Raw genomic sequence first — 23,270 nt, 5'->3', positions numbered from 1 at the left:
GCGGCTCTTGTCGGTTCACCGCCTTAAAGACACCTACAGCGGTTCGAACCCGCGACGGGGACCGCGAACGATCGCTCGGTGGACGAGGCCAGCGGCTGACCGAGGCCGTTCGAGAGCGGATCGGCTCACAGGATCGCGCGACGAAGAGCCGGTCGACGCCGAACAGTCGTCCAGAGAGTATTTACCGATCGGCGAACAACTCGGCGTGAATGCCCTCCAGCGACGTCCCCCGCAGGCGACTGCTAGCCGCCGGTACGGGCTGTCTGTCGGCCCTGATCGCCGGCTGCACCGGAACGGACGCCACCGAATCCCAAGCACACGACCACGCGGTAGACGAAGGAGTCGCCTTCGAATCCGACGAGTACGATCACCTCGCGATCCGCACCGACGACGACGAACGCTTCGTCTTTCCGCGCGACGACCCGCCGGACGACCCGAGCGACGACGACCGTCCGAGGCGACGGTCTATCGAGTTCGTCCTCGACGAAGACGACGCCGAGGCCCTCGAGATCGACGCGGACGACGAGGCTGCGGCACGGTCCTTCCTCGACGAGACGGACTTCGACGACCAGTCCGTCGTCGTCGAGCAGCGATCGATCGAAGACTGCTACCGGCGTCACGTGCTGGCCGTTCGGGCCGATCCGGACCGGTTTCGAACGCGGTACTGCCGCACGCTCAAACCGCCGACGGCGGCGTGCGAGGCCGACGTCGAGGTGATGGAAGCGCAGTTCTTCCGGATCCGATACGTCTACGAGGAGCCTCCGTCCGGTCGATCGAGCGGCGAACGCGCGTCGTGTTCGGAGGAGGCCGTCATCGACGAGAAACGAGACGACGGCGCGGAAAACGCGACCGACGCGAAGCCGGACCGGCGTGACGACGCAGACGAATCGGCCGACGACGGAGGCGAGCCATGACCGTTCCATCGAACGCGACCCGTCGTCAGCTGCTGGCGGGACTGGCGACGGCTGGCGGGGTTTCCCTCGCCGGCTGTTCCGAAATTTCGCTCTCCGAGGACGACTCGGGCCGGTTCGAGCGGTCGGAGCTCGAGGCGATCCTGACCGTACCGACACCCGACGTCGATCCGCCCGTCCCGATCGGACCCGCGGACGCCGCCCTCGAGAACGAACTCGAGCGCGTTTCGAAGCTGCTGGACGCCGTTCCGCCGTCCGTGGAACGGGACGACGTTCCGAACGGGGTCGTCCGCGAGACGATCGAGGAGCGGCGAGTCGACGCGACGGAGTACCGCGAAAGCGCACGAGAAACGGCGGGGAGCGCGCGGTACCACGCCCTCCGGAACGACGTTCCGGACGCTCGCGAGGCGGCGCGCGAGTCCGCGACGACGCTGGCCGCCGTCGAGGACGGACCGGCCGTCGACGAACTGGACGACGAGCGCGGCGAACGACGGTCCCGGCTCGACGACCGGCTCGAGACGACGGCGTACGCGGGGGACGACTCGCGGGACGGACGACTTCGAGCCGCGCTCGTCGCCGCCGACCGAGAGGACGACCTCGTCCGGGCCGGGTGGCGCGTCCGTCGGTGGCGGCTCCACGCCGGATCGAACGTCGTCGAACTCGGCGAGCACGCCGGCGACCTCGAGTTCGTCGCGGCGACGACCGACGCCTGGGATCACCTCTCGGAACGGTACGCCGACGACCTCCGGAGCTCGGTCGACCTCGAGGCCGCCTTTTCGGCGGCGCTGGAGCGGTCGATCGACGCCGCAACGGAGTTCTCCCTCCCGGATCAGGACGAAGACGACTGGCTTTCCGAACTCGTCGAGGGCGACCTCGAGACGGGGTTTCAACAGACGCTCGTCTGGGACGCGGTGAGGCCGGTCTACGACGCGAGAGACCGAATGGACGACGCCGCGTCGGAGGGACGACTCGGGCGGGGGCTCGCGGCGGCCGTTCGGTTCGAACAGGAGCGGCGAGCGTTCGAGACGGTTCGCGATCGGTTCGAGGGCCGCGACGTCGAACCGTCGGCGTCGATCGACGAGATCCGTTCGGAGCGCGAGGCCGCGATCGAGGCCGTCGAATCCGCGCTCGAGTCGTTCGCCGAGCCGACCCTCGCCGCGGCGCGACTCGCGGACGGAGTGCGGGCGCTCGGCTGGACCGACGACCGGATCCGTCGGTGGCACGAGTCCGATTCGGACGCCCTCGTCTCGCTGAGCGACGAGTACAGCGGTTACGTCTGTCTCCGTGCGCGGTTCGACGCCCTTCCGGACGCCGCCGAGGCGACTCGAACGCGGTTGTTCGAAGAGTGAGACGGATTGCTGTCATCGGTCACCGGTACGACCACAGCCGTTCGCGGACGCACCGGCAACGACTGACAGCAGCCCGGACGAACGAATCTGGATCTCGCAGCCCGGCTTTTTCGCGAGTCAACCGGTCACGACCGCCGACCGGGGTCGTCACACCCGCCATTCGGACCCCTTTACTACCCTCGGATCGAACGGGCGCGTACGAAATGGTGCTGACCAAGCGAATCATCCCGTGTATCGACGTCGACCTGGACGACGACGGGAATCCGGCCGTCTACACCGGCGTCCACTTCGAGGACCTCGAGTACACCGGCGACCCCGTGGAGATGGCGAAGGCGTACAACGAGGCGGGGGCCGACGAGTTCGTCTTTCTCGACATCACCGCCTCGGCCGAGGGGCGCGAGACGATGCTCGACGTCGTCGAGCGCGTCGCCGACGAGGTGTTCATTCCGCTGACCGTCGGCGGCGGAATCCGGACGACCGACGACATCCGGGAGACGCTTCGAGCGGGCGCGGACAAGGTGTCGATCACGACCGGCGCTCTCGAGCGCCCGACGCTCGTCAACGAGGGGGCGCGCGCCTTCGGCAGCCAGTGCATCGTCATCAGCGTCGACGCCAGACGGCGCTTCGACGAGGGCGGCGAACACTACGTCGAGGACGACGGCGAATCCTGCTGGTTCGAGTGCACCAAAAAGGGGGGCCGGGAGGGGACCGGCATCGACGTCCTCGAGTGGGCCGCCGAGGCCGAAGCCCGCGGCGCGGGCGAACTGTTCGTCAACTCGATCGACAAAGACGGCACCAAAGACGGCTACGACCTGGCGCTGACGCGCGGGGTCTGTGACGTCGTCGACACGCCCGTCATCGCTTCCTCGGGCTGTGGCGGTCCCGAGGACATGTACGACGTGTTCACCGAGGCCGGTGCGGACGCCGGGCTGGCGGCGTCGATCTTTCACTTCGACGAGTACTCGATCGAGGAGACGAAAGCCCACCTCGACGAGCGCGGCGTTCCCGTCAGGCTGTCGTAGTCGGACGACCGGTCCTCGATCGACTCGAGCGGTCGGAGCGTGCGAGCGCACCTTCCAATACCCTTATATTCTCGCGGTCGTCCCGTTCAAACAGTGAAGTGGCGGTGCACGTGGTGTGGGAAACCCCACGCCGAGAACGACCCACCCTGCGACGAGTGCGGACACAACGCCTTCGAGGAGGCGATCGTCCGCGCCGACGAGGATCGGGGCCCCCGGACCGTCGACACCGGAACGACCTACGTCTGGCGGTGTACGGAGTGCGGGCGAGATCACGTGCGGAACAATCCGCCCTGTTCGCGCTGTCACAACCACGACCTCGAGAAGGTCGAGCAAACGTACGCCGACGTCGACAGCGAGCTGGAGACGCCGAGCTGGCTCGAGGTGGCGAAACCGTACGCGCCGGTTTTCGCCGTCGTCGGGGTAGTCGCGATGCTGTTTGCGACCGGAATCCTGTCGCCGACGATCCTGCCCGGAATCGGCGCACCGTCCCCGCCTGACGCTCCGGGCGAGGGCTCACAGGCCGCCGGAATCGATCTCGACGCCACCGCGGAGGGCGTTCACGAACGGCTCGAGGCCGAACGCGACGGCGGAGGCGGCGAGCCTCGCGCTCTCGACGGGGGACTCGTCGCGTACGCCGAGTATCAGAACCGGGCGTTCCTGGCCGTCGAGTACGAGGACGCGAGACCGAACTCGGCGGGGCCGGGCGACTTCGGAGCCGACTGCGTCGGGGAGCCAGTCGGCGGTCAGCTACCGCTGGCCGGCGCATCGATCGAGGAGTACGACGACGAGGAAGCGCTCGCGGACGCGATCGCCGATCGACTGCTCGCCTCGAGCATCGAATCCGACGTGCGCACCGGCCACGACGGCGAGGGAATCGACGTCCACGTCGGCCCCGAAGGTGACGTCTACGTCTTTTACGTCGCGTGTTAGGTGGTCCGTTACCGGTTTCGTCCCCGCCGGTAACTGCGGGAGCCGCTCGTCGCGAACGGGTTGGTTCTAGATCGCGGGGAATTATCAACGCGAGCGCCAAGTGTCGCGTATGGAACCGATCAACGAGTCGGACCTCGAGTGGTCGACGCTCGAGCGCGACGACGTCGGGTTCAGGCGCAAACAGCTCGGAGCGGCGGTCGAGGGCGACCAGCTGGGCTGTAGCCTCTACGAGCTACCGGCCGGCCGTCGATCCTGGCCGTACCACTACCACACGGCGAACGAGGAGGCGATGTTCGTGCTGTCGGGAACCGGAACGCTCCGGCTGGACGGCGAGAGCTACCCGATTGGCGAAGGGGACTACGCTGCGTTTCCGGCCGACGAATCGGGCGGCCACCGCGTGGTCAACGACGGCGACGAGCCGCTTCGCTACCTCGCGATCTCGACGATGGTCGAACCGGACGTGACCGTCTATCCCGAAACGGAGAAACTGGGCGTGTTCGTGGGTTCACCGCCAGGCGGAGACGAGCGATCGCTTCACGGGTTTTATCGGATCGACGACGACGTCGACTACTGGGAGGACTAGGCCGCCGCCTCGAACGCCTCGCGGAACGAGACCGCCTTTTCGCGAACGTCGACCGCGGCGTCCTCGAGCGCATCGAGGGGGTCGACGCCGCCTTCGGTCTTGATCGTCAACACGGGATCGGTCTGTCCGCCGGACTGTTCGGGATTCATGTCGTAGGTCGCTGCACTCACGTCGTCGTGTTCGAGCAGCGTCCCCTTGAGGACGTTCATGAACGTGTGATCTTCGCCGGTGATCTCGATCGAGAGTTCGTCCTCGCTGCTCTCGGTGACCCGTAGTTCCATATCCACTGGTCCGTCCGTCGGCCGCTTGTACTTTTCGAAGCCGTCTGCGGTCGATTCGTACGGGCTGCTGTCGTTGTGTACGGGATATCCGCTGGCCGGTCGCGGCTGTGGGGGGACTGACGGACAGCAGACCGTATCCGCGGATGCCGATCGCCGACGACACGGATGAACGTGGTCTCGCACGCCGAACGAGACAGCGTGCAGTATATAGTCGTTCGGTCGAACCACAGGGACATGCTCTCGGTCGCGCTCGCAGCGGTGATCGTCCTCGCGCTCGTCGCGTCCGTCGCGGTCGTGAATCGGCTCGATCGATCGGATCGACGGTGGCGGGACGTCGCCCGAGCCCGCTTCGTGCTGGGCGTCCCGTGGGGGACGCTGGTCGTGATCGGGTTCGTCCTCTGTGTCTACCTGTTCGTCCAGGGCGGTCGCTCGAACCTCTACGATCCGGTGACGATTCCCTACCGCGCGTGGTCGTACTTCTACCCGCTCGGCATGCTCACGTCGTCGTTCTCGCACGCCAGCTTCGGTCACCTCGTCGGAAACCTGATCGCGACGGTGGCGATCGCCCCCCTCGCGGAGTACGTCTGGGGGCATTACCCCGACGACGGCAGCGACCTGCCGTGGTGGCGGGCGAATCCGTGGATGCGCGCGTTAGTGCTCTTTCCGGCCGCCGTACTCGGGATCGGCGTAACGACGAGCCTGTTCAGCTTGGGTCCCGTCATCGGCTTTTCGGGCCTCGTCTACGCGTTCGCCGGCTTCGCGATCGTCAGGTATCCGATCGCGACGCTAATCGCGACGATCGGACTGCAGCCGGCGCTGTCGACGCTGTACCGGTCGCTTCGCACGCCGGTCTTCGTCTACGTTGCGGAGGCGAGACCGCCGTCGTCGCCGTCGTGGGCAGAAATCGCGATTCAGGGTCACGCACTCGGTTTTTTCATCGGTCTCGTTCTCGGACTCGCGCTCCTCGAGCGCCGCGGCGCTCGTCCGAGCGCGATCCGAATCTGGCTCGCCGTTCTCCTCTTTGCGTTCTCGAAGGGGCTCTGGCAGATCTACTGGTTCGGCGAGGGGAACGCGTACCTCCTCTTTCAGGGGCCAGGCGTCGTGATCGTCGCGACGCTCGCGATCGTGATCGCGCTCGCGGTCTCCGGCCCGGACGGACCCGCGATCCCCCGTCGGCTGCTCGAGCGAATCGGCGGCTCTTCGATCGGGGTCGATCCGCCGGCGATTCGACCGCTCGAACTCGCGGGCGGCGGACGAGGCGACGACGGAACGGCGGACCGCCTCGAGCGAATCCGCGACATCGTCGCGGGCGGCGGACGCGGGCGCTCTTCGCGACTGTCGACGATCTCGGCGCGGGGTTCGGCGTTCGCCGTCGTGCTGGTCGTTCTGGCGGTGCTCGCCGGCGTCGCCGTACCGGTCAATCTCCTCGTCCTCGACGGGGAAGGCGAGGCCGACCGGCCGTCGATTCAGGTCGAAGACTACACGATCGAGTACGCCGAGGGCGTCGAGCACCAGCTCGTCTCCGGCATCGGCGTCGAAGCGATCGAGGACGACGGGGGACTCGTTGCCGACGGCGTCATCGTCTCGAGCGAGCGGCGCAACCTCTGGATCGAGGCGGTGACGGCCCGTCAGCTCGAGTTTTCGGGATCGGAGACGGTTACGGTCGGCGGACCGGGGTGGCGCGAGACCGTCCACGTCGAGCGTGCCGGCTGGACGCCGACCGACAACGCGACGGTCTATCAGGTCTGGCTGTGGCAAGACGGTGACGACCGTCGACTGGCCTTCGAATCGAACGAGTCGACGGCCGAGTTGGTGATCGACAACCACACCGTGAGCGTCGTCCCCGACGAGGGCTCGTTCGCACTCGAGGTGACGTCGCTGGAAACGGGTGCGGACGCGAGCGCTTCGATTCCCGGCGAAAACGAGACGACCGAAGCGGGCGGACTCGCGTTCGAGCGCTACGACCGCACCGTCTACGCGAGTTCGAACGGGACTGCGGTCCCGGTCGCGACCGAGGAGACGTACAACTAGCCCGCCCGGCGACCCGAACGTAGATCGTACGATCCCCTTCCCTTCGGCGACGACTCGAACGCGAAACGGACGGTCGCCGGCCAGCCGGCGGAGACGCCGAATCGTACCGACCGGTAGGACGGACGAACTGTTCCGTGTACGTGGACGTTTCGCGACGTTCGGCCGTCTTTTCGGCGGCGCGAAACCGACGAGCCGCGAAGACGAGCCGCGTTCGCCCCTCCGTACGGCGCCCAAATCGCCCGAAACGCCCACGTACAACCGAATTCTCGCTCGAGTGGGACCGATAGTGTGCGTGATTCGACTCGTTTTGGATCGGCGATGGACGGGTAGCGACGGCGGACTATCCCCGCTCGGTTAACGATCGCGTGGTTCGGGGAAGCCGGTCAGAAACAATGACCCGGTGGCGCGACGACACGAGTGGGTTGAGACTGGACGGATGATCCAACGTGTACTACGGCAGTCACCCGCGAGAGCCGAGTCCTCGAGCGGACGAGCCGAGTCGGCGGTGCCCGTCCGCCTCGAGAACGTTTCCCACGAGTACGGGACGGGCGGCGGGCGGTTCGGCTCCGGACCGGACCGGACGGTGACGGCGCTTCGGGACGTCACGATCTCGTGTGCTCGAGGCGAAATCGTCGGCCTGGAGGGACCGAGCGGGAGCGGAAAGTCGACGATCCTGCACGCGATCGCCGGGTTGCTCGTTCCGACCGACGGCTCCGTCGAGGTGCTCGGGACGAATCTCGCGACGCGCTCGAGTCGCGAGCGAACTCGGCTGCGACGACGACACGTCGGGATCGTCTTTCAGCGGTTTCACCTCCTGCCGTCGCTGTCCGCACGGGCGAACGTCGCGCTCCCGCTCGTGCAACTGGGCGTTGCGCGATCGAAGCGACGGAGCCGGGCAACGGCGCTGCTCGAACAGGTCGGGCTCGCGGATCGGGTGACGCACCTGCCGCGGGAGTTGAGCGGCGGGGAGCGCCAGCGCGTCGCGATCGCCAGGTCGCTGGCGGCGGATCCGGACGTCATCGTCGCGGACGAGCCGACCGGCGAACTCGACACGGCGACGGGGACCGACGTGCTCGAGCTGTTGACCGACGTCGGTCACGATCGGGCGGTCGTGATCGCGTCTCACGACGACGACACGCTGGCGGCCGCCGATCGGGTGGTAACGCTACGCGACGGCGTGGTGGTCTCAGATGGCGGATGAGTCGGACGGGAGCAGACTGACTCGCTGGCGCAGTCTGGTCGGCTTTTCGCTCGCCAGACTGTGGACGCTGGCGAGACGAACCCGATCGGGGCGGATCGCGGCGACGATCGTCGCGGTCGCGCTGACGATCGCGCTGCTGGTGATCGTCACCGGCATCGCGCTCGGGCTGGCGGACGGCAGCGTCACGAGCGAGACGGACGCGGAGGTCAGAATCGGCCCGGAAGACAGCGGAACGCTGTCGGCGGTCGACGGCGTCGAGGGACCGCGAATCGGCGGGGCGAACGAACGAGCCGAGGCGGTTCGATCCCACGAGGGGGTCGACCACGCTTCGCCCGTCCTCGTCGAGACGGGCCGCCTCCAGGCCGCAGAGAGCGACGAGCCGCGAACGATCTTGCTCGTCGGCGTCGTCGCCGACGACGAGTCTCGAACGGTCGCGGGCCTGCCGACCGATTCGATCGAGCCGGGCGACCCACACTACGCGGACGGAGGCTACGACGGACCGCCGACGGGCGAAATCGTGCTATCCCGAGCGGCGGCCGAACGGCTCGAGGTCCAGGCGGGAGACGAACTCGAAGTGCCCGGGCCGGACGGGGACGAGGCCCCGGAGCGCTCGCTGACCGTCGCGGCCGTCGAGGAGACCGACCGCGACTCCGAATCCGCCGCTCCGGTTGCGCTCGTGCAACTGAGCGAACTCCAGACGTTCGCCGGCGCCGACGACGCCGAACTCGCGAGCGACGTCCTGGTGTGGGGAGACCCGGCCGCGGCTGAATCGAGCGCGGCCGACGCCTTCCCCGAGGCGACGGCGGAGGCGAGCGGCGACGCCGATCCGTCGTCGCTGTTCGACGACGGCCTGGCGTTCGCGACGAGCGTGCTCGCGCTCGTCGTCGGAATCGCGATCTGCACGTCGTTCGTCGCGACGACCGCGGGAATGACGGTCAACGAGGATCGGCGGACGCTCGCCGTCCTCGAGTCGATCGGCGTTCCGACGTTCGGCCGGCTCTCGGTCGTCGCGATCTCGACGCTCACGACGACGCTGTGCGGAGCGCTCGTCGGCGCCGGCCTCGGGATCGTCGGGATCTACGCCGTGAACGCGATCGCCGCAGCCACCGTCGCGTCGGGATCGGTCGCGCTTGTCCATCCGGCGTTCGTTCCCTACGCCGTCGTCGTGGCGTTCGTCTCCGCCGTGATCGCCGTTCCGTACCCGCTGGCCGTCGCCGCGCGAACGTCCGTGCTCGAGGAGGTCGGCCGATGAGCGCGGGGAGGCGCTCGGTCAAGATTCGGGCAGTCGGCGGGATCGCGTTCGCACAGTTGCGCCGGTCGCCGAGTCGGACGGCGCTCGCCGTCCTCGCGGTCGCGCTCGCGGTGCTTTCCGTCACCCTCCTCGCGAGCCTCGGTGCAGGCGTCGTCGCGATGGGGGAAGACGGCCTCGACACGGCCGACCGCGACCTCTGGCTCTCGAGCGAACCGGTCGACCCGGCCGCCAGCGGAACCGAAAATCCGGTCGTTGGCTCCCACGGAATCGCAGCCGAACTCACCCAGCGCGACGATATCAGCGGCGCGTCACCGATCGCGATGCACGACGTATACGTCGGAACTGACCCGGACGACTTAGAGCGCAGGCCGGCCGTCGGCGTCCAACGAACCCACGACGGCTTCGACTTCGAGGAGGGTGGTGGCTTCGAAACGCCGGACTCGGCCTACGACGGAGCGCGATCGACGACCCCCCAGCAGTCGGAGATCGTCCTCGATCCCGCGGTCGCCGACGCTCTCGACGTCTCCGTCGGCGAGACGGTGTACGTCGGGACGAGCCGGGAGTCGGCACCACAGTACGAGTTCACCGTCGTCGGGATTTCGTCGTACTACTCGCAGTTTCTCGGACAGGACGCCGTGACGCTCCCGCTGGTCGATCTGCAGGCCGTCGCCGGAACGACGGGAACGGATCGATCGACGTTCATCACGGCGAACGTGACCGACGACGCCGACCGCGACGCCGTCAGAGACGAACTCGACGAGGAGTACCCCGACTACGACGTTCGAACCAGCGAGGAACAGGTCGGGGCGATGCTCGAGGAACGACCGATCGTCGTCGCGAGCGGCCTCACGCTGATCGGGCTCTCGGTGGTCGGCGGCGTCGTCCTCACCGTCAACCTGTTCGCGCTCGTCACGTACCACCAGCGGACCGAGCTTGCGGCCCTGCGAGCGATCGGGCTCTCCCGTGGCGTGTTGGCAGGAACGGTCGGTGCACAGGGGCTCGGAATCGGCGTCCTCGGAGGGCTCGTCGGGCTCGCGGCCACGGTCCCGATCGTGCGGGGACTGAATCACATCGCAGTCTCCGTCGTCGGATTCGAAGAGGTCCTACAGACGCCGCTCGAGGTGTACGCCGTCGGGTTCGCGGTCGCCGTCGGCCTCGGGACGATCGTCGCGGTCGTCGTCGGCTGGCGGGCCGGTCGGTACGCCCGGATCGAGCACCTCGAGTGAGGCGCGCTCGCGTGACGTGGGATACGCCGACTACCCGTTCCGAAATTTACGCCGACCACTCGATCCTGAACCTACGCCGACCACTCGATCCTGAACCTACGCCGACCACTCGATCCTGAACCTACGCCGACCACTCGATCCTGAACCTACGCCGACCACTCGATCCTGAACCTACGCCGACCACTCGATCCGGAACCTACGCCGACCACTCGATCCTGAACACCTCGGCCGCGAGCGTCTCCGTCCGATCCGTGTGGAAGTCGAACCGGCGATCGATCGGAAGCTCCGCTCGAAAGGCGTGAGTGACGTCGCCGCCCTCGTCGCCGGCGAACGATTCGACGAACGAGGCGCTCCCTTCGTTGTGAACCGTGTAGGAGACGGTCGAGATCTCGCGTGCGGTCTCGAGAAACGCCCGATCCGCGTGACGGTTCCCCCGCTGTGCGCCGAAGGGAGGGTTGGAGACGACCGTCGCCTCGATGCCGGAGAACGGGTGTCGAGTGACGTCGCCGCGTATCCAGTCGATCGACCGATCCAGGCGGCGGTCCGAACCCAGCGTCGCCGCGTTGGCCCGTGCCAGTTCGAGCGCATCGCGATCGACGTCGATCCCGACCACGGAGTCGGCTCCGGAAAGCGCCGCCGCGATCGCGAGCATGCCCGTCCCGGTACCGAGATCGACGACGAGCCGCTCGAGGTCGCCCTGCAACCCCGCTAGGTGACAGACGTGGGCCGCGAGGTCGGCCGGTGTGAGGTACTGTTCGAGCTCCGCGGACGGATCGGCGAAGTCGTCGAGCGACTCGAGCGCCCGGGCGAGGCTACGACGCGACGGTGCCTCCATCGCTGTCGTCAGCGCTCGAATTCGACGGCTCCAGCCAGGTCGAAGACGAGGCCCTCACGTTCCGCGCGCTCGGCACACGCCGCGAGCGCCGGGCGGACCTTCTCTGCGTTTTCGACGCGGTCGATCGAGACCGTAACGGAGCCGACGCCGAGAAACGAGCCGGCGCGAACGTACCCTCTGATTCGGTCGACCTCGTCCTGGGTCGCGAGCGAACAGTCCTCGTCGAAACACGCCTCGACGCGCAAGCGCGCGGGCACCAGCTCCGAATCGGCGAGTTCGCGTTTGAGATCTCGCAGGTACTCGGGCGCGGTCGACTCGAGATCTGCGGCCTCGAGGATCACCGGGGTGACGTCCGCGGGTCGACAGCGTTCGATCGTCGGTTCGGGATCTGGAGACGGCGTCGTACTCATTGTAACCACATACATGAGTTGCATACAAAAACCTTTGTAAATGTTCAGTAGTAATACTCGGGGGGAGCGAGGGACCGTTCGCGGGCATTCTCGCGCGCACGAACGGTATGTTTTCACGACAGGATCGAATAGAGTTAAGGAGGATCCGTGAGAAGCGACGGTATGGACCAGTGTCCTCGGTGTCAGGGCTCGCTCGAGCAACTGTCGCTCGGGGAGGTGTCGACCGTCACCTGTCCGCACTGTGACTACGCGGACATCCCCGTCGAGCACGAAAGCAGGGGAGAAGAACCCGAATCCTGGCAGGACGCGTTCAACCGCTTCTATCGGTTATGACGTCCTCCCCTCCGTGAACGGCGAGGATTCCTCGCGTTCGGGGAGTCGGTTATCGACCCACGGAGGTGTCGAGTGTGACGATGGCGAACAGTACGACCTGATGAAAGAACTGAACGAGCACCGTGGGCCGACGCGGAAGGGGTGAGTCCGCGAATGCGAGAGGAAAGTCAGAGCGGAGGCCCCGGACCGAGCGTCGAACACGGATTGTCGTATCCGTTGTCGGATTCACACCCGTCGCGGACGGCGGGACGCTCGTTACGGATCAGGGAGCGATCCCCGACGGATATCCGTCCCGAAAACGGCCCGAGTGCGGCCGGATTACTCGCTCGCAGCGGCCGCCTCTGCCTCGTCGTCGTCCTCGTGTTCGACGTCCTCGTCCGACCGCGCGGCGACGAGTCCGCCGCGTGCGACGCTGTACAGCGGCTCGTTCGCGTGTGAGACGCCGCTGATCGAGAACGGAATGTTCGCGTCCTCGAGGTGATCCCGGAACAGCGCCTCGAAGCCCTTCGGGCTCGAGGTACCGCCCGTGACGACGACGGGAACGTCGAGACCCTCCTCGACGTCCTCTTCGTCGACCTCGTCGACGATGTTCTCGATGACGTAGTCCAGCAGATTCTCGTAGTAGATCGACAGCGCCCCTTCGACGCCGCCGACGTCGGTGGTGAAGTCGAGTTCGAAGTCATCCTCTTTGATCGAGGTAACCTTGTCGACCGGGGTACCGGTCGCGCGGGCGGCCTGCTCGTCGACCCAGTCGCCACCGCGGGCGACGGAAAACTTCATGACGGGAACGGCGTAGTACGCCAGACAGACGTTCGTCATCCCGGCGCCGAAACTGATGCCGAGGCCGGTGAAGTTGTTGTCCGCGAGTTCGGAGTAGATGACCGACATCCCCTCGTTGATCGGTTCGGCGTCGTAGCCCATGTCGTCGAGGAAGGACTCGATCGTCTTCTGGTGGTACAGCGTCGACAGATCCGAGTCGATCGGATCCGCCGGCGTCGAGAAGTAGAGTTTCTCGTCGGGGTAGGCCGGTTCGCCGACGACCTGCTCGATGATGAGTTTCATCATCGGGATCGCGCTCTTCTCGTCGTTCGAGAGGATCCCGTGTTTCATCGGCCGGCGGGTTTCCTTGTTGAAGATGTTCGCAAAGTTGAGCGCGTCGTCGCCGACGACGTACACCTTGTCGTCTTTGCGAATGTGAAGCACTTCGCTTCGCGAGAGCATCTGCTCGGCCATATCCGAGTACTCGATCTCCACGAAGGAGTTACGCTGTTGCACGAAAACCGTGTCGTTCCCATCCTGTTGTGCGGACAGGATGTTCATCGTTCCGACGTCTAGGCCTTTGGCCATAGTTGGCCAAGGATGCCGATGGATTATAAATCTATGTACCGAAATTCTATTTGAAAAGACGTGGGAACAATATTATATTTTTTTCAGTAATGAAGAATTACCGGCGACCGAGTATCGACCGCAACCGCTCGCGGATCGACGCCAGCGGCGACTCGGATCGAGCGCCGGCCGATTTCGCCTCCTCGGCTCGCTTTTGTTCCCGGAGTTCCCGGAGTTTCGCCGTCTGGTCGTCGACGGTCGAACTCGAGGTCGTCGTCTTCGTTTCGCCACCCCTCAATCCCTTCAGGCCGGCGACCTGTGCGTCGACTCCCGACGACCGGGTCGTCTTTGCCTGGACGTCGACGTCGACGTCGTCGAACTCGTCGCCGGAGAACTGCAGTCGGCTGTGGTCGGACTTCTCGACGCCGCCCCACGACAGTTCGACGCCGTCCATCGCGTCGTCGATATCCCGGCGAATCTCCTCGTCGGAGTACGACTCCGTCTCCTCGTCGTCATCCGCGTCGCCGTCGATTCGATCGGCCGCGCGAGCCATGTCGAGGTAGTGTCCGATGAGCGCTGCGCCAGTCGAGGCGGTGATCGCCGCGAGCCCGACGGCGTACACCCCGACGACCTGGGCGGTGTAGTCGTTTCCGTAGCCGTTCCAGTCGTACGGATAGGCGTAGAGAAAGCCGACGACCGCGACGAGCGTGACGGCCGTCCCGGCGACCGAAGCGTACAGGACGCGCCGTTCCGACGGCAGTAAGACGACGATACCGAGCATCATTGCGGGCAGTGCCACCAGGACCAGTGCGTACGCCGGTTGCGCCCACGCGATGTGGGCCGACGAGCGCGGCTCGAAGGTGCCGCTCCAGAGAAACAGCACCAGCGCGACCGCCGCGAGCCCGATTCCGCCGAGGAACAGCCCGAAGCCGAGGTAGACGTCGGTTCGGTCCTCCGGTTCTCCGATGTACCGGCGATAGAGGTCGAAGAGGTATCCGTTTTCGAACGATTCCGCTGCCATTAGCTTCCCGTTTAGACTCCAGTACTATGACTGTTGGGTTGAAATTATCCGTCCCCGAACGATCTGAAACGTTCCTTTTCGCGGACAGCTGTCGACCAATGTCGAGATGGAGCGGACGCGTCCGCGATGGCGGCCGGCTCGAGAGATCGGCGGCTTCTCGGTTCGAGACAGCGTGCAGTATATACGTCCGTGGTCGTTAGGACGGCCAATGAGTCAGGAGTCGGAGTACACGCAGGGGGACCTCCGCAACACGGGAATGCGACTGAAACACGACCGCGAGTGGGACTACGAACTCGAGCGGATCGTCGAGGCCGTCGAGGAGACGAACGCGACGAAAGTCGGATTGCAGTTTCCCGAGGGACTCAAGCGCCGCGGACCCTCCGTCGCCGACGATCTGCGTGAGCTCGTCGACGACGACGTGACGTTCATGCTCTCGGGTCAACCCTGCTACGGCGCGTGCGACCTCGACACCTACCTGATGAAACGCACCGACGTCTTCGTACACTTCGGCCACTCGCCGATGAAAGACACCGACAAGGTGATTTACGTCCCACTGTTTTCGAACGTCGACGTTCTCCCCATCATGGAGGAGGCCCTCGAGACGCTCGAGCCACCGGGCGAAACGGACGGCGTTGGCCTCGTCACGACCGCCCAGCACATGAACCGGTACGACGAGATGCGCACGTACCTGGAGGACGAGGGGTACGAGGTTCACAGCCGCCGCGGCGACGAACGACTCACTCACGAGGGACAGGTTCTCGGCTGTAACTACGCGAGCGCGGACGTGCCCGCCGACCAGGTGCTCTACGTCGGCGGCGGGAAGTTCCACCCGCTCGGCCTGGCGATGGAACACCCCGACAAACACGTCGTCATCGCCGATCCGGTCAACAACGTCGTCACCGTCGCCGACACCGAAAAGTTCCTGAAACAGCGCTACGGCGCCGTCCACCGCGCGATGGACGCCGAGAAGTGGGGCGTCATCTTCTGCACCAAGATCGGTCAGGGTCGGTGGGAGCAGGCCCAGGAAATTCTCGCGGACAACGACGACGCCTACCTCATCACGATGGACGAAGTGACGCCCGATCGATTGCGCAACTTCGACATGGACGCGTTCGTCAACACGGGCTGTCCCCGGATCACGACCGACGACGGCCCGCGGTTCCACAAGCCGATGCTCACGCCCGGCGAGTACGAAATCGCCGTCGGCAACGAACCGCTCGAGAACCTCTCGTTCGACACCTTCCACGGGACCTGGTGACGTCTCGGGCCGATCGGCGTGGACTCACCGCCTTCAGCGGCGACTCGTTCCCTGCACCGGTGAATCGATCACGTTCCCTCTGAAACGGTGAACCGATCACATGTTTCATCGCGCACACGCGCAAGCAACGACGTATTGGCCGCTGGACCGGTACCGACGGACACCGAGTAACGGCTGATACTCCTCGAGTAATAGATGCTAAAGATTGGATAACTATAATCTAACCGCGCCAGTAACCTTCCAGTACAATCCATCAGGACCCACATTCACGTTTTATGTAATATTGTCTGTTTCCAAATACGTTTGGAGTAGCCCTTTTGCCCAGTAAGGACCGACTAGCGATCGATGACGAACACAGATATCGACTCCGTCCCGTCGCATCCGCTGGAGGTCACCGGCAGTTCCGGCTCGCTCGGTTCGGTTCTCTCGTGTCCTCGCCGTCGAGCGCTGCTCCGAATCGTGGGCGAGCACTCCCCCGCCGGGATCGAACTCGACGAATTGGCCCACAAGCTTCGCCGCACACGCGAAGAGTCGACGGAGACGGATCCCGAAATGGACCGTCACGACACGCTCGTCGCGCTCCACCACCGCGACGTCCCGGCGCTCGCCGACGCTGGATTGCTCTCGCGGACCGACGACGACTCGATCGTTGCCGCCGACCACCGGCTGTTCGACGAGGGCAACGCGCTCCTCTCGGCTGATCTATCAGACGACGTCGAAGCGTTGCTGGACGCACTCGATCACCCCCGTCGACGCGCGGTCCTGTCGGTTCTCAATCGACGACACCGCCCCCTCTCGACGAGAGCGGTCGCTCGAGAGAGCGATTCGGACGTCCACCCGGCTCCGAGCGGTCGCGTCGACGACGTGCTGATCTCGCTCGTGCACGTGCACCTTCCTGCGCTGGTCGACGCCGGACTCCTCGCGTACGACCACGAATCGAGCCGGGTCGGCTACGAGGGCTACCCCGCACCCTGTGACGACTCGGACGACGAGTTCGAACTGGAACGGACGCCGGTCTGCGATGCGGCCGAGGTCGAACTCCTCACCCATCACTCCTGATGCTGCTGAAGTGAACCGCTCGCACATCGGCCGCACTCGAACGGCCGACACTCACACGAGTTGGCCGCGGGACCCACCCCGGCGTTCACCGACTGCCGTCCGGTACGTGAGCCCGTTCAGCTTCGTCCGGCGCGACACGCATCGGATTCCACGTCCGGTCAGCCGAGAGGACAACACTTACGCCCTCGGTCCGCACACCCACCAGTATGACACAAATCCGAAGCGATTGGGGAGACTGGCTCGTCCGCGACGTCGAAGCGGCGACGCCCGACGGCGTCGCGATCTGGTATCTCGGCTGCAACGGATTCGTGGTTAAAGGTCGAGACGGGACGACGGTGTTCATCGACCCGTACGTTGGCCTCGGCGATCCGCCGCGAACCGTTCGCATGATTCCGGTGCCGTTCGACCCCGAGGACGTCTCCGATGCGGACGCGATCCTCGCGACTCACGAACACACCGATCACGTCCACGGACCGAGTCAGGCGCCGATTCTCGAACGGACCGACGCAACGTTGTACGGACCCGACGAGAGCCTCGCGGTCGCGCGCGAAGACGAAGAATGGACCGACGCGTGGGACGTCGCGGACGAGCAGTTCATCGAGATCAACGAAGGCGACAGCCTCGAGATCGGCGAGTTCACCCTCCACGTCGAGGACGCGAACGATCCGGACGCGGCACATCCGGTGAGTTACGTGCTCGAACACGACGCCGGGACGTTCTTCCACGCCGGCGACTCGAAGCCGAGCGACGAGTTCGAACGGATCGGCCGGGAGTACGACATCGATCTCGGCGTGCTCGCGTTCGGGACGGTCGGGATGGTCCCGGACAGAGAGACGCGCGAACCGAAGCGAACCCGCTGGTACAACGACGAGAACCAGATCGTCGAGGCGGCGGCCGCACTCGAGGTCGATCGACTCCTCCCCAGTCACTGGGACATGTGGCGGGGACTCACGTCGGATCCCACGGTGCTCCATCACCACGCACGAAGCTTCGAGTACCCGCGCCGCCTCGAGATCGTCGAAATCGGCGATCGGGTCGACGTCGCGTAATTCGTTCCGTCGGGGCGTAATGATTCATATTTGATACTGTCCGTACCATTTATAGTAATGGTGAAGCAACGTTGTCGGCATGAGTACTACCGCCGACACGGACGACGTGATCGAGGTCAGCGACGACGGCTTGACCGTCCAGAAATCGTTCACGGCGGACGAGTTTCCGGTACCGGCGATCCGATTCGAGATCGAATCCGACCGCGACGAACAGGTTGAATTTCGACTCTCCGAGGACATTCCGGAGTCGTTCCCGATGGACAAAGTCGGATTCCACCCGGACTACCACAGCGACGACTGGACGGCGTTTCAGGACAACCACGTCGAGTTCACCGGAACGCTCGATCCCGGCGATCGACTCGTTACCGTGTACGGAATCCGCATCGACGATCAAGAGGCCGCGACGAAGTTTCTCACCGAACCGGCGATCGTCGAGGTGAGTTCCGAGGACGATGCCGGTTCGGATCGAAAAGAGGTCGAAGACGGCGTCATCGACAGCATCGTCTCCGAGGATCGCAACCAGCCGGTCAAAGACATGCTCAGCGGCGATTCGGAATCCGTTCCCGGCCTCGAGGGCGAGGGCAACGAGGCCGAAGCCGACGGCGACTCGATCGACGAAGGCGCTGAGGATCTCGACCTCGATCTTGGCGACGTCGACACCGAGCCGGTCGACGTGACCGACGAGGACGACGCGGACGACGACGCCCCGGACATCGACCTGGATTTCGGCGAGGAAGAGATTCCGGAGCCGGAGTTGGACGACGAATCCGAAGACGAGCCGGAGATCTCCCTCGACCTGGACGTCGACGAAGACGAGGCGAGCGAGACCGACGAGGCGGAGCCCGCTATTGACCTCGATCTCGACGAGAGCGCCGACCAAGACGCCGAATCGGAGGAAAAGAGCGGCGACGTCGACGACGACGCCGCACAGACCGACGAAGGCGACGTCCAGACCGACGAGAGCGGTGCCGAATCGGACGAGCGGGCCGTCGCGTTCGACGAGGACGAGGAAGAAGCTGACGACGTGGACGACACCCTCGAGAACGAAGCCGAAGTCGTCGAAACCGAGAGCGAAGCGACCGAAGACGCCGTCGACGCGGACGCCGAGCCGGAAGCGGTCGGCGTCGACCCCGACGAATCCGACGCGCCGGTTTCGGACCCGGTCTCGACCGAGACGCTCGGTGCGCGACTCGCGTCGGAGATTCGCACCGGCGAAATCGACGACGACGACCTCGAGACGCTGCGATCGGAACTCGAGATCGGTCCGTCGAATCTCGATCAAGTGAAGCTCAACCACCTCCAGTCCCGCGTGGAGGAAGTCGCCGCCTACACCAGTTCGCTCGAGGAGTTCATCGGCGAACACGGAACCGGCAAACAGGTCATCGAAACGCTGAAACGAGACGTCGCGGAGTTCGACGACGAACTCGGGACGATGGCGGAACGACTCGACGAGTTCGAGTCAGACGTCGATACGCTGACCGAGTGGACGACGGATCTCGAAAACGACGTCTCCGACCTAACGGACCTCGCCGAGGACGTAGACGAACTGACCGACCGAACCGATTCGATCGAAGCCGGACTCGAGGAAGTTGACGGCGACGTCTCCACGGTCGAAAGCGACGTGGACGCCCTCGAGGGCGGTCTCGAGTCCGTCGAAGAGTCCGTCGGCGGTCTCGAGGACGATCTCGGATCGGTCGAAGGCGACGTCTCCGCAGTCGAAGACGACGTATCGAACGTCGAGCGGGATCTCGGCGAACTCTCCGAATCGGTCGAGACGCTCGACGACGACGTCGACGATCTCGAAGACGACCTCTCGAGCGTCGAGTCTGAGGTCGACGAAATCGGCGGCGACCTGTCGACACTCGAGAGCGACCTCGACGACGTCCGCGAAGAGGTAACGGACATTCAGGACTGGCGCGAGCAGCTCGGGTCGATGTTCTCCGATAGCTGATCGTCACCGAGGAAAACGCAACTCGTTTATCCGTCCCCGGTCGAGCGTACAGCGATGGGCGAGACGATACCGATCGCCGTTCCTCGAAAGGGTCGCCCGCTCGAGTCCGTACTCGATCGACTCGCACGCCGAGTCGGTATCTCGGAACTCGCGGACGACATTACGTCGACGCTGCGTCACGAAAAGGCGCTCACGAAAGGCACTCTGGAGTCGACCGAGGGAAACGTCTACCATCGTCTCGCAGACTACAGCACCGTTTCCGACGCGACCGAACCCGAGTTCACGCTGGTTCGCGACGACCGGAAGGGCAAACCGCGCCGGATCGTCTTCGACAGCGTCACGATACCGCTCGAGGGCGTCGACGGCGTTCCCGACGGAACGCGGATTCAGCTCGTCGGTCGCGAGGAACCCTTCCGGGCGCTTCGGACCCACGAGTTCGCGCTCGGGTTCGACAGCGCGGATCTGGTCCTCGAGGAGGTCGTCGAACTCCGCCCGGAGCCGCTGGATCGCATCGAGGACGTCAACGCGCGGATCGATCCGGCGGACACCGACGTCCGGGTCGTAACCGGCCTCGGTGATACCGTCTACCACACGCTGATGGCGACCCCCGAGGTCGCGCCGTCTGCGGCCTCGATCGATCGGGAGTTTCTCGAGGGCTACGAGGGACCGCTGTGTATCGAACCACGCTACGAGCGGCTGGTGCGCGCCGTGCTGGGAACGCGGACCCTCGACGGAGTCGAGTTCGCCTACCCCGACGACGGCCGCGAGGAAGAGGCGGCGATCGCCGACGCGGGACTTGGCGTCTACCTGACGGTGACCGGATCGACCGCACGCGAACACGGCCTCCTGCTGGGCGAACAGCTCTTTCCCAGCGAGACCGTGTTGCTCGAGACGAGTCCGGAGCTCACCGACGCGATCCGCGCCGTTCGGTCCCTGCTGAACGGTCCCGACCTCGAGACGGAACTCGCCGTCAGTTCTTGATACGGATTGCTGTACCGATTTACCGGCGCACCCGCCGTCCGGGTCGCAGGTGCGCCGGTACTGACTTACAGTAAACCGTATGAGTCCGCAAAAGTCGTTCCTGACGGGCGTTCGAGAGGAGCGCTTCCCACCCCGAGTGGCCGTTCAGCGGTGGGATCTTCCAACCGATCGGATCCGGACAGTCCGTATAGCCACATACGATTTATTCGTCTCGTCTACACCTGCTAACGCAAGATGGGTTCGATTACCGATACTGGCTACGAACCGTCACGCCGTCACAGAGTAGATGTGCTCGAGGTACGTCTCCCGGACGCGGTCGCCCCAGTCGTGCGTGTACGTGTCGATCACGTCGCTCGCGACGTCGCCCCGGAGGTACTGGACGATTCCGCGGTCGCCGGTCCGATCCCGCAGGTGCGTCGTGAAGAAGTGTCGAAAGTAGTGGGGCGTGACGTTTTCGGTCGTTCCGCCACCGGTTCGATACCAGCCGCGCTCTCGAGCGTGCTTTTCGACGACGTACCTGACGTCCGACGGGGCCAGCCGTCGCCCCCAGTCCTGTCCGGTGTCCAGAAAGAGCGGATCCGCAGGCGAGATCGGATCGGGACGGATCGCGAGCCACTCGGATAGCGCCGTCCGGAGCTCCTCGTCGACGGGGACGACCGTATTTCGCTTTCGCTTGTTCGAGGCGGTTCGTTCTTCGCCGTTGACCCGCGTCCCCCGAGCAGGCTCCGCGGAGACGAACAGCGACGACGGCCGTCGATCCAGTTCGACCCGTGGCGTCCACTCGAGATCCAGTCCGTCGCCTGCGACGCGCAGGTCGCGCAGGTCCAGGTTACAGAGCTCGCCGACGCGCATCCCCGTCTTCAACAGCGTGACGACGAGCCCGCGCTCGAGCGGGTGGCCGATCGAATCGACGAACGACCGCATCTCGGCGATCGAAACGTCCCGCCGGGTCGGATTCGAGTCGATCGACTCCGACAGTTCCTCCATTACGAGCGCCATCGGATTCTCGTCGAACGTCCCGATTCGGTTCATGTAGTCGTAGAATCGGTTGAGATACGACGCGTACGTCGCGATCGTACTCGACTCGTATCCGCCACGCAGCGAGTGTATCCAGGCCATACACTCACGTCTGGTGGCCTCGCCCATCGCCTCGACGCCGAACTCCTCGCGAACGAACCGTTCGAACTCCCGGAGCACCCGACGGTACGCCTCGAGCGTCCGATCGCTCTTGCCGTGATAGCGCTGATCGTCGAGGAAGTACCCGATCGGATCCTCGAGCGCTTCCGGCGTCGATTCAGTCGCCATCGTCACCACTTGCTGTTTCGGCGTCGTCCACGACCACGTATCCTCCGTGGCGGCCGCTGTATCGAATTCGATCCGTCGCCTGGAGTTCCTCGAGGGTCTCGTCGAGTCGCGACTCGATGTCGTCGCTGACCGCGTCGAGCAGTTCGTCCCAGGAGTACGTGTCATCGGACAGTAACTCGAGGACACGCGTTTCGAGGGCGTTACCCCCAGGGGTAGCGTCCGGAGAGTCGGGTTCCTCGCGGTCGGGATCGAACCCCTTTCGTCCGGCCTGTACCATCGTCCGGACGAACTCGCTCTGACTCATCTCGAGTTCCTTCGCGTGTGCTTGCCACTCGTCTTTCTGGTAGGCGGGCACGTAGGTTTTGACGGATTTTCGAGACGTATCCGCACCGGGTTTCATATCACACCCATCAAACTCGGAGACCTTTAACCTACCCCATCAGTGAGTCTAAGTGACCTTATCAAAACTTTTAGGCCTGATATAGCAGGAAAACTGGTCCTAAATATTGATATTATAGATATAAACGTGCTACAAGTTGAGATACTACTCTACAGGCGTATGGTCACACGATTCAATATATAGTTGGTCGACTCAGGTCCGGGCCGGCAACGCTCGAGGACGTGTCAGTCGTTCGAATCGGGTGGATGACCGCCCGTTCCGTCTCCGCAATCGCTTCGGGTTGCTACCCACAGCCCAGCCCACGGCCGTTCGACCCCCGCCGACGTCATAGCGAATCGGGCTCGATCGCGCGGCAAGTTTCGACGCGTCGTCGCGTCTGTCGACTGCACGAATTGCAACGGCGGATCGACAGATCGGAGCGACGCGGACAGCGACCGCACGCGCTCTCGCACCGCACACCGCCGATCGGACGAATCGGCTCGAAATCGCACCGATCGACTCGACTGTCACGCGGTCGCCAGCCGTCTCGAACTCGAGTAGTCCTCGAGGACTCAGC

22 protein-coding genes are annotated in these 23,270 nt (G+C 65.0%); 15 read left to right on the top strand and 7 right to left on the bottom strand.

What is annotated here, in order from left to right:
* Positions 1 to 209: 209 nt before the first annotated feature.
* The 5 genes from EA472_RS18465 (at position 210) to EA472_RS18445 (ending at position 4,795) form a co-directional block, all read left to right on the top strand.
* Positions 210 to 914, top strand: a complete 705-nt coding sequence (locus EA472_RS18465) for a hypothetical protein (RefSeq protein WP_124192985.1) — start codon at positions 210 to 212, stop codon at positions 912 to 914.
* A complete protein-coding gene (locus EA472_RS18460) occupies positions 911 to 2,260 on the top strand; it encodes a hypothetical protein (RefSeq protein WP_124192984.1) in 1,350 nt (449 codons plus the stop codon). Before EA472_RS18465 ends, EA472_RS18460 begins: the two co-directional genes overlap by 4 nt.
* A gap of 203 nt (positions 2,261 to 2,463) precedes the next feature.
* Positions 2,464 to 3,282: an imidazole glycerol phosphate synthase subunit HisF gene (gene hisF, locus EA472_RS18455; protein ID WP_124192983.1), complete on the top strand. Its 819-nt coding sequence runs from the start codon at positions 2,464 to 2,466 to the stop codon at positions 3,280 to 3,282.
* Between the two features lie 93 nt (positions 3,283 to 3,375).
* Complete coding sequence (locus EA472_RS18450; protein ID WP_124192982.1) at positions 3,376 to 4,212, top strand: hypothetical protein; 837 nt, start codon at positions 3,376 to 3,378, stop codon at positions 4,210 to 4,212.
* 109 nt (positions 4,213 to 4,321) lie between these two features.
* Positions 4,322 to 4,795: a cupin domain-containing protein gene (locus tag EA472_RS18445; protein ID WP_124192981.1), complete on the top strand. Its 474-nt coding sequence runs from the start codon at positions 4,322 to 4,324 to the stop codon at positions 4,793 to 4,795.
* Here EA472_RS18445 and EA472_RS18440 read toward each other — a convergent pair.
* Positions 4,792 to 5,076 (bottom strand): DNA-directed RNA polymerase subunit L, encoded by a 285-nt coding sequence (locus EA472_RS18440; RefSeq protein WP_124192980.1) that lies wholly within the window; start codon positions 5,074 to 5,076, stop codon positions 4,792 to 4,794. The two genes, EA472_RS18445 and EA472_RS18440, sit on opposite strands and share 4 nt — an antisense overlap.
* 234 nt (positions 5,077 to 5,310) lie before the next feature.
* On the opposite strand from EA472_RS18440, the gene EA472_RS18435 reads away from it, so the two are divergent.
* From EA472_RS18435 to EA472_RS18420, 4 genes are all read left to right on the top strand, one after another.
* Complete coding sequence (locus EA472_RS18435) at positions 5,311 to 7,107, top strand: rhomboid family intramembrane serine protease (RefSeq protein ID WP_124192994.1); 1,797 nt, start codon at positions 5,311 to 5,313, stop codon at positions 7,105 to 7,107.
* Between the two features lie 436 nt (positions 7,108 to 7,543).
* Entirely contained in the window at positions 7,544 to 8,308 is a 765-nt protein-coding gene (locus tag EA472_RS18430; protein WP_124192979.1) for an ABC transporter ATP-binding protein, read from the top strand.
* Positions 8,298 to 9,560, top strand: coding sequence for an ABC transporter permease (locus EA472_RS18425; protein WP_124192978.1), 1,263 nt, complete (start codon positions 8,298 to 8,300; stop codon positions 9,558 to 9,560). The genes EA472_RS18430 and EA472_RS18425 overlap by 11 nt, the downstream gene beginning before the upstream one ends.
* Positions 9,557 to 10,786, top strand: coding sequence for an ABC transporter permease (locus EA472_RS18420; protein WP_124192977.1), 1,230 nt, complete (start codon positions 9,557 to 9,559; stop codon positions 10,784 to 10,786). Before EA472_RS18425 ends, EA472_RS18420 begins: the two co-directional genes overlap by 4 nt.
* A 196-nt stretch (positions 10,787 to 10,982) precedes the next feature.
* On the opposite strand, the gene EA472_RS18415 is transcribed toward EA472_RS18420, so the two are convergent.
* Both EA472_RS18415 and EA472_RS18410 read right to left on the bottom strand, forming a co-directional pair.
* Positions 10,983 to 11,621 carry an METTL5 family protein gene (locus tag EA472_RS18415; protein ID WP_124192976.1) on the bottom strand — a complete coding sequence of 213 codons (639 nt, stop codon included), beginning with the start codon at positions 11,619 to 11,621 and terminating at the stop codon, positions 10,983 to 10,985.
* 8 nt (positions 11,622 to 11,629) lie between these two features.
* Positions 11,630 to 12,031, bottom strand: a complete 402-nt coding sequence (locus EA472_RS18410) for a hypothetical protein (protein WP_124192975.1) — start codon at positions 12,029 to 12,031, stop codon at positions 11,630 to 11,632.
* A 162-nt stretch (positions 12,032 to 12,193) separates the two neighbouring features.
* On the opposite strand from EA472_RS18410, the gene EA472_RS18405 reads away from it, so the two are divergent.
* The gene (locus EA472_RS18405; protein ID WP_124192974.1) at positions 12,194 to 12,364 is read left to right on the top strand and encodes a zf-TFIIB domain-containing protein; all 171 of its coding nucleotides are present in this window, start codon (positions 12,194 to 12,196) and stop codon (positions 12,362 to 12,364) included.
* A 318-nt stretch (positions 12,365 to 12,682) separates the two neighbouring features.
* Here the strand turns inward: EA472_RS18405 and EA472_RS18400 are convergent, their stop codons facing one another.
* Together EA472_RS18400 and EA472_RS18395 are read right to left on the bottom strand one after the other, a co-directional pair.
* Positions 12,683 to 13,711, bottom strand: coding sequence for a hypothetical protein (locus EA472_RS18400; RefSeq protein WP_124192973.1), 1,029 nt, complete (start codon positions 13,709 to 13,711; stop codon positions 12,683 to 12,685).
* A 97-nt stretch (positions 13,712 to 13,808) separates the two neighbouring features.
* Positions 13,809 to 14,711 (bottom strand): DUF7139 domain-containing protein, encoded by a 903-nt coding sequence (locus EA472_RS18395; RefSeq protein WP_124192972.1) that lies wholly within the window; start codon positions 14,709 to 14,711, stop codon positions 13,809 to 13,811.
* Between the two features lie 208 nt (positions 14,712 to 14,919).
* Between EA472_RS18395 and dph2 the strand changes: the two genes are divergently transcribed.
* From dph2 to EA472_RS18370, 5 genes are all read left to right on the top strand, one after another.
* On the top strand, positions 14,920 to 15,969 hold the full coding sequence (gene dph2 / locus EA472_RS18390; protein WP_124192971.1) for a diphthamide biosynthesis enzyme Dph2: 1,050 nt from the start codon (positions 14,920 to 14,922) through the stop codon (positions 15,967 to 15,969).
* A 345-nt stretch (positions 15,970 to 16,314) separates the two neighbouring features.
* Positions 16,315 to 17,028 carry a DUF7344 domain-containing protein gene (locus tag EA472_RS18385; protein WP_124192970.1) on the top strand — a complete coding sequence of 238 codons (714 nt, stop codon included), beginning with the start codon at positions 16,315 to 16,317 and terminating at the stop codon, positions 17,026 to 17,028.
* Between the two features lie 206 nt (positions 17,029 to 17,234).
* Positions 17,235 to 18,077, top strand: coding sequence for an MBL fold metallo-hydrolase (locus tag EA472_RS18380; RefSeq protein ID WP_124192969.1), 843 nt, complete (start codon positions 17,235 to 17,237; stop codon positions 18,075 to 18,077).
* Positions 18,078 to 18,156: 79 nt separating this feature from the next.
* Positions 18,157 to 20,028, top strand: a complete 1,872-nt coding sequence (locus tag EA472_RS18375) for an AAA family ATPase (RefSeq protein WP_124192968.1) — start codon at positions 18,157 to 18,159, stop codon at positions 20,026 to 20,028.
* 54 nt (positions 20,029 to 20,082) lie between these two features.
* Positions 20,083 to 21,009, top strand: coding sequence for a hypothetical protein (locus tag EA472_RS18370; protein ID WP_124192967.1), 927 nt, complete (start codon positions 20,083 to 20,085; stop codon positions 21,007 to 21,009).
* Positions 21,010 to 21,276: 267 nt separating this feature from the next.
* On the opposite strand, the gene EA472_RS18365 is transcribed toward EA472_RS18370, so the two are convergent.
* Positions 21,277 to 22,314 (bottom strand): tyrosine-type recombinase/integrase, encoded by a 1,038-nt coding sequence (locus tag EA472_RS18365; RefSeq protein ID WP_124192966.1) that lies wholly within the window; start codon positions 22,312 to 22,314, stop codon positions 21,277 to 21,279.
* Entirely contained in the window at positions 22,304 to 22,714 is a 411-nt protein-coding gene (locus EA472_RS18360) for a DUF5805 domain-containing protein (protein ID WP_124192965.1), read from the bottom strand. The genes EA472_RS18365 and EA472_RS18360 overlap by 11 nt, the downstream gene beginning before the upstream one ends.
* Positions 22,715 to 23,270 lie beyond the last annotated feature (556 nt).

Origin of the sequence: Natrarchaeobius oligotrophus, assembly GCF_003841465.1 — an archaeon.
Lineage (GTDB): Archaea > Halobacteriota > Halobacteria > Halobacteriales > Natrialbaceae > Natrarchaeobius > Natrarchaeobius oligotrophus.
Note: the sequence above shows the minus strand (reverse complement) of the source record. Positions and strands in the feature narration are given on the sequence as shown.

Excerpts from the sequence above, each read along its gene's own strand:
- EA472_RS18365 (WP_124192966.1), bottom strand. The coding sequence starts at position 22,314 with ATGGCGACTGAATCGACGCCGGAAGCGCTCGAGGATCCGATCGGGTAC.
- EA472_RS18375 (WP_124192968.1), top strand. The coding sequence starts at position 18,157 with ATGAGTACTACCGCCGACACGGACGACGTGATCGAGGTCAGCGACGAC.
- EA472_RS18420 (WP_124192977.1), top strand. The coding sequence starts at position 9,557 with ATGAGCGCGGGGAGGCGCTCGGTCAAGATTCGGGCAGTCGGCGGGATC.
- dph2 (WP_124192971.1), top strand. The coding sequence starts at position 14,920 with ATGAGTCAGGAGTCGGAGTACACGCAGGGGGACCTCCGCAACACGGGA.
- EA472_RS18435 (WP_124192994.1), top strand. The coding sequence starts at position 5,311 with ATGCTCTCGGTCGCGCTCGCAGCGGTGATCGTCCTCGCGCTCGTCGCG.
- EA472_RS18415 (WP_124192976.1), bottom strand. The coding sequence starts at position 11,621 with ATGGAGGCACCGTCGCGTCGTAGCCTCGCCCGGGCGCTCGAGTCGCTC.
- EA472_RS18380 (WP_124192969.1), top strand. The coding sequence starts at position 17,235 with ATGACACAAATCCGAAGCGATTGGGGAGACTGGCTCGTCCGCGACGTC.
- EA472_RS18440 (WP_124192980.1), bottom strand. The coding sequence starts at position 5,076 with ATGGAACTACGGGTCACCGAGAGCAGCGAGGACGAACTCTCGATCGAG.
- EA472_RS18425 (WP_124192978.1), top strand. The coding sequence starts at position 8,298 with ATGGCGGATGAGTCGGACGGGAGCAGACTGACTCGCTGGCGCAGTCTG.
- EA472_RS18410 (WP_124192975.1), bottom strand. The coding sequence starts at position 12,031 with ATGAGTACGACGCCGTCTCCAGATCCCGAACCGACGATCGAACGCTGT.
- EA472_RS18445 (WP_124192981.1), top strand. The coding sequence starts at position 4,322 with ATGGAACCGATCAACGAGTCGGACCTCGAGTGGTCGACGCTCGAGCGC.
- hisF (WP_124192983.1), top strand. The coding sequence starts at position 2,464 with ATGGTGCTGACCAAGCGAATCATCCCGTGTATCGACGTCGACCTGGAC.
- EA472_RS18460 (WP_124192984.1), top strand. The coding sequence starts at position 911 with ATGACCGTTCCATCGAACGCGACCCGTCGTCAGCTGCTGGCGGGACTG.
- EA472_RS18405 (WP_124192974.1), top strand. The coding sequence starts at position 12,194 with ATGGACCAGTGTCCTCGGTGTCAGGGCTCGCTCGAGCAACTGTCGCTC.
- EA472_RS18465 (WP_124192985.1), top strand. The coding sequence starts at position 210 with ATGCCCTCCAGCGACGTCCCCCGCAGGCGACTGCTAGCCGCCGGTACG.
- EA472_RS18370 (WP_124192967.1), top strand. The coding sequence starts at position 20,083 with ATGGGCGAGACGATACCGATCGCCGTTCCTCGAAAGGGTCGCCCGCTC.
- EA472_RS18385 (WP_124192970.1), top strand. The coding sequence starts at position 16,315 with ATGACGAACACAGATATCGACTCCGTCCCGTCGCATCCGCTGGAGGTC.
- EA472_RS18400 (WP_124192973.1), bottom strand. The coding sequence starts at position 13,711 with ATGGCCAAAGGCCTAGACGTCGGAACGATGAACATCCTGTCCGCACAA.
- EA472_RS18360 (WP_124192965.1), bottom strand. The coding sequence starts at position 22,714 with ATGAAACCCGGTGCGGATACGTCTCGAAAATCCGTCAAAACCTACGTG.
- EA472_RS18395 (WP_124192972.1), bottom strand. The coding sequence starts at position 14,711 with ATGGCAGCGGAATCGTTCGAAAACGGATACCTCTTCGACCTCTATCGC.
- EA472_RS18430 (WP_124192979.1), top strand. The coding sequence starts at position 7,544 with ATGATCCAACGTGTACTACGGCAGTCACCCGCGAGAGCCGAGTCCTCG.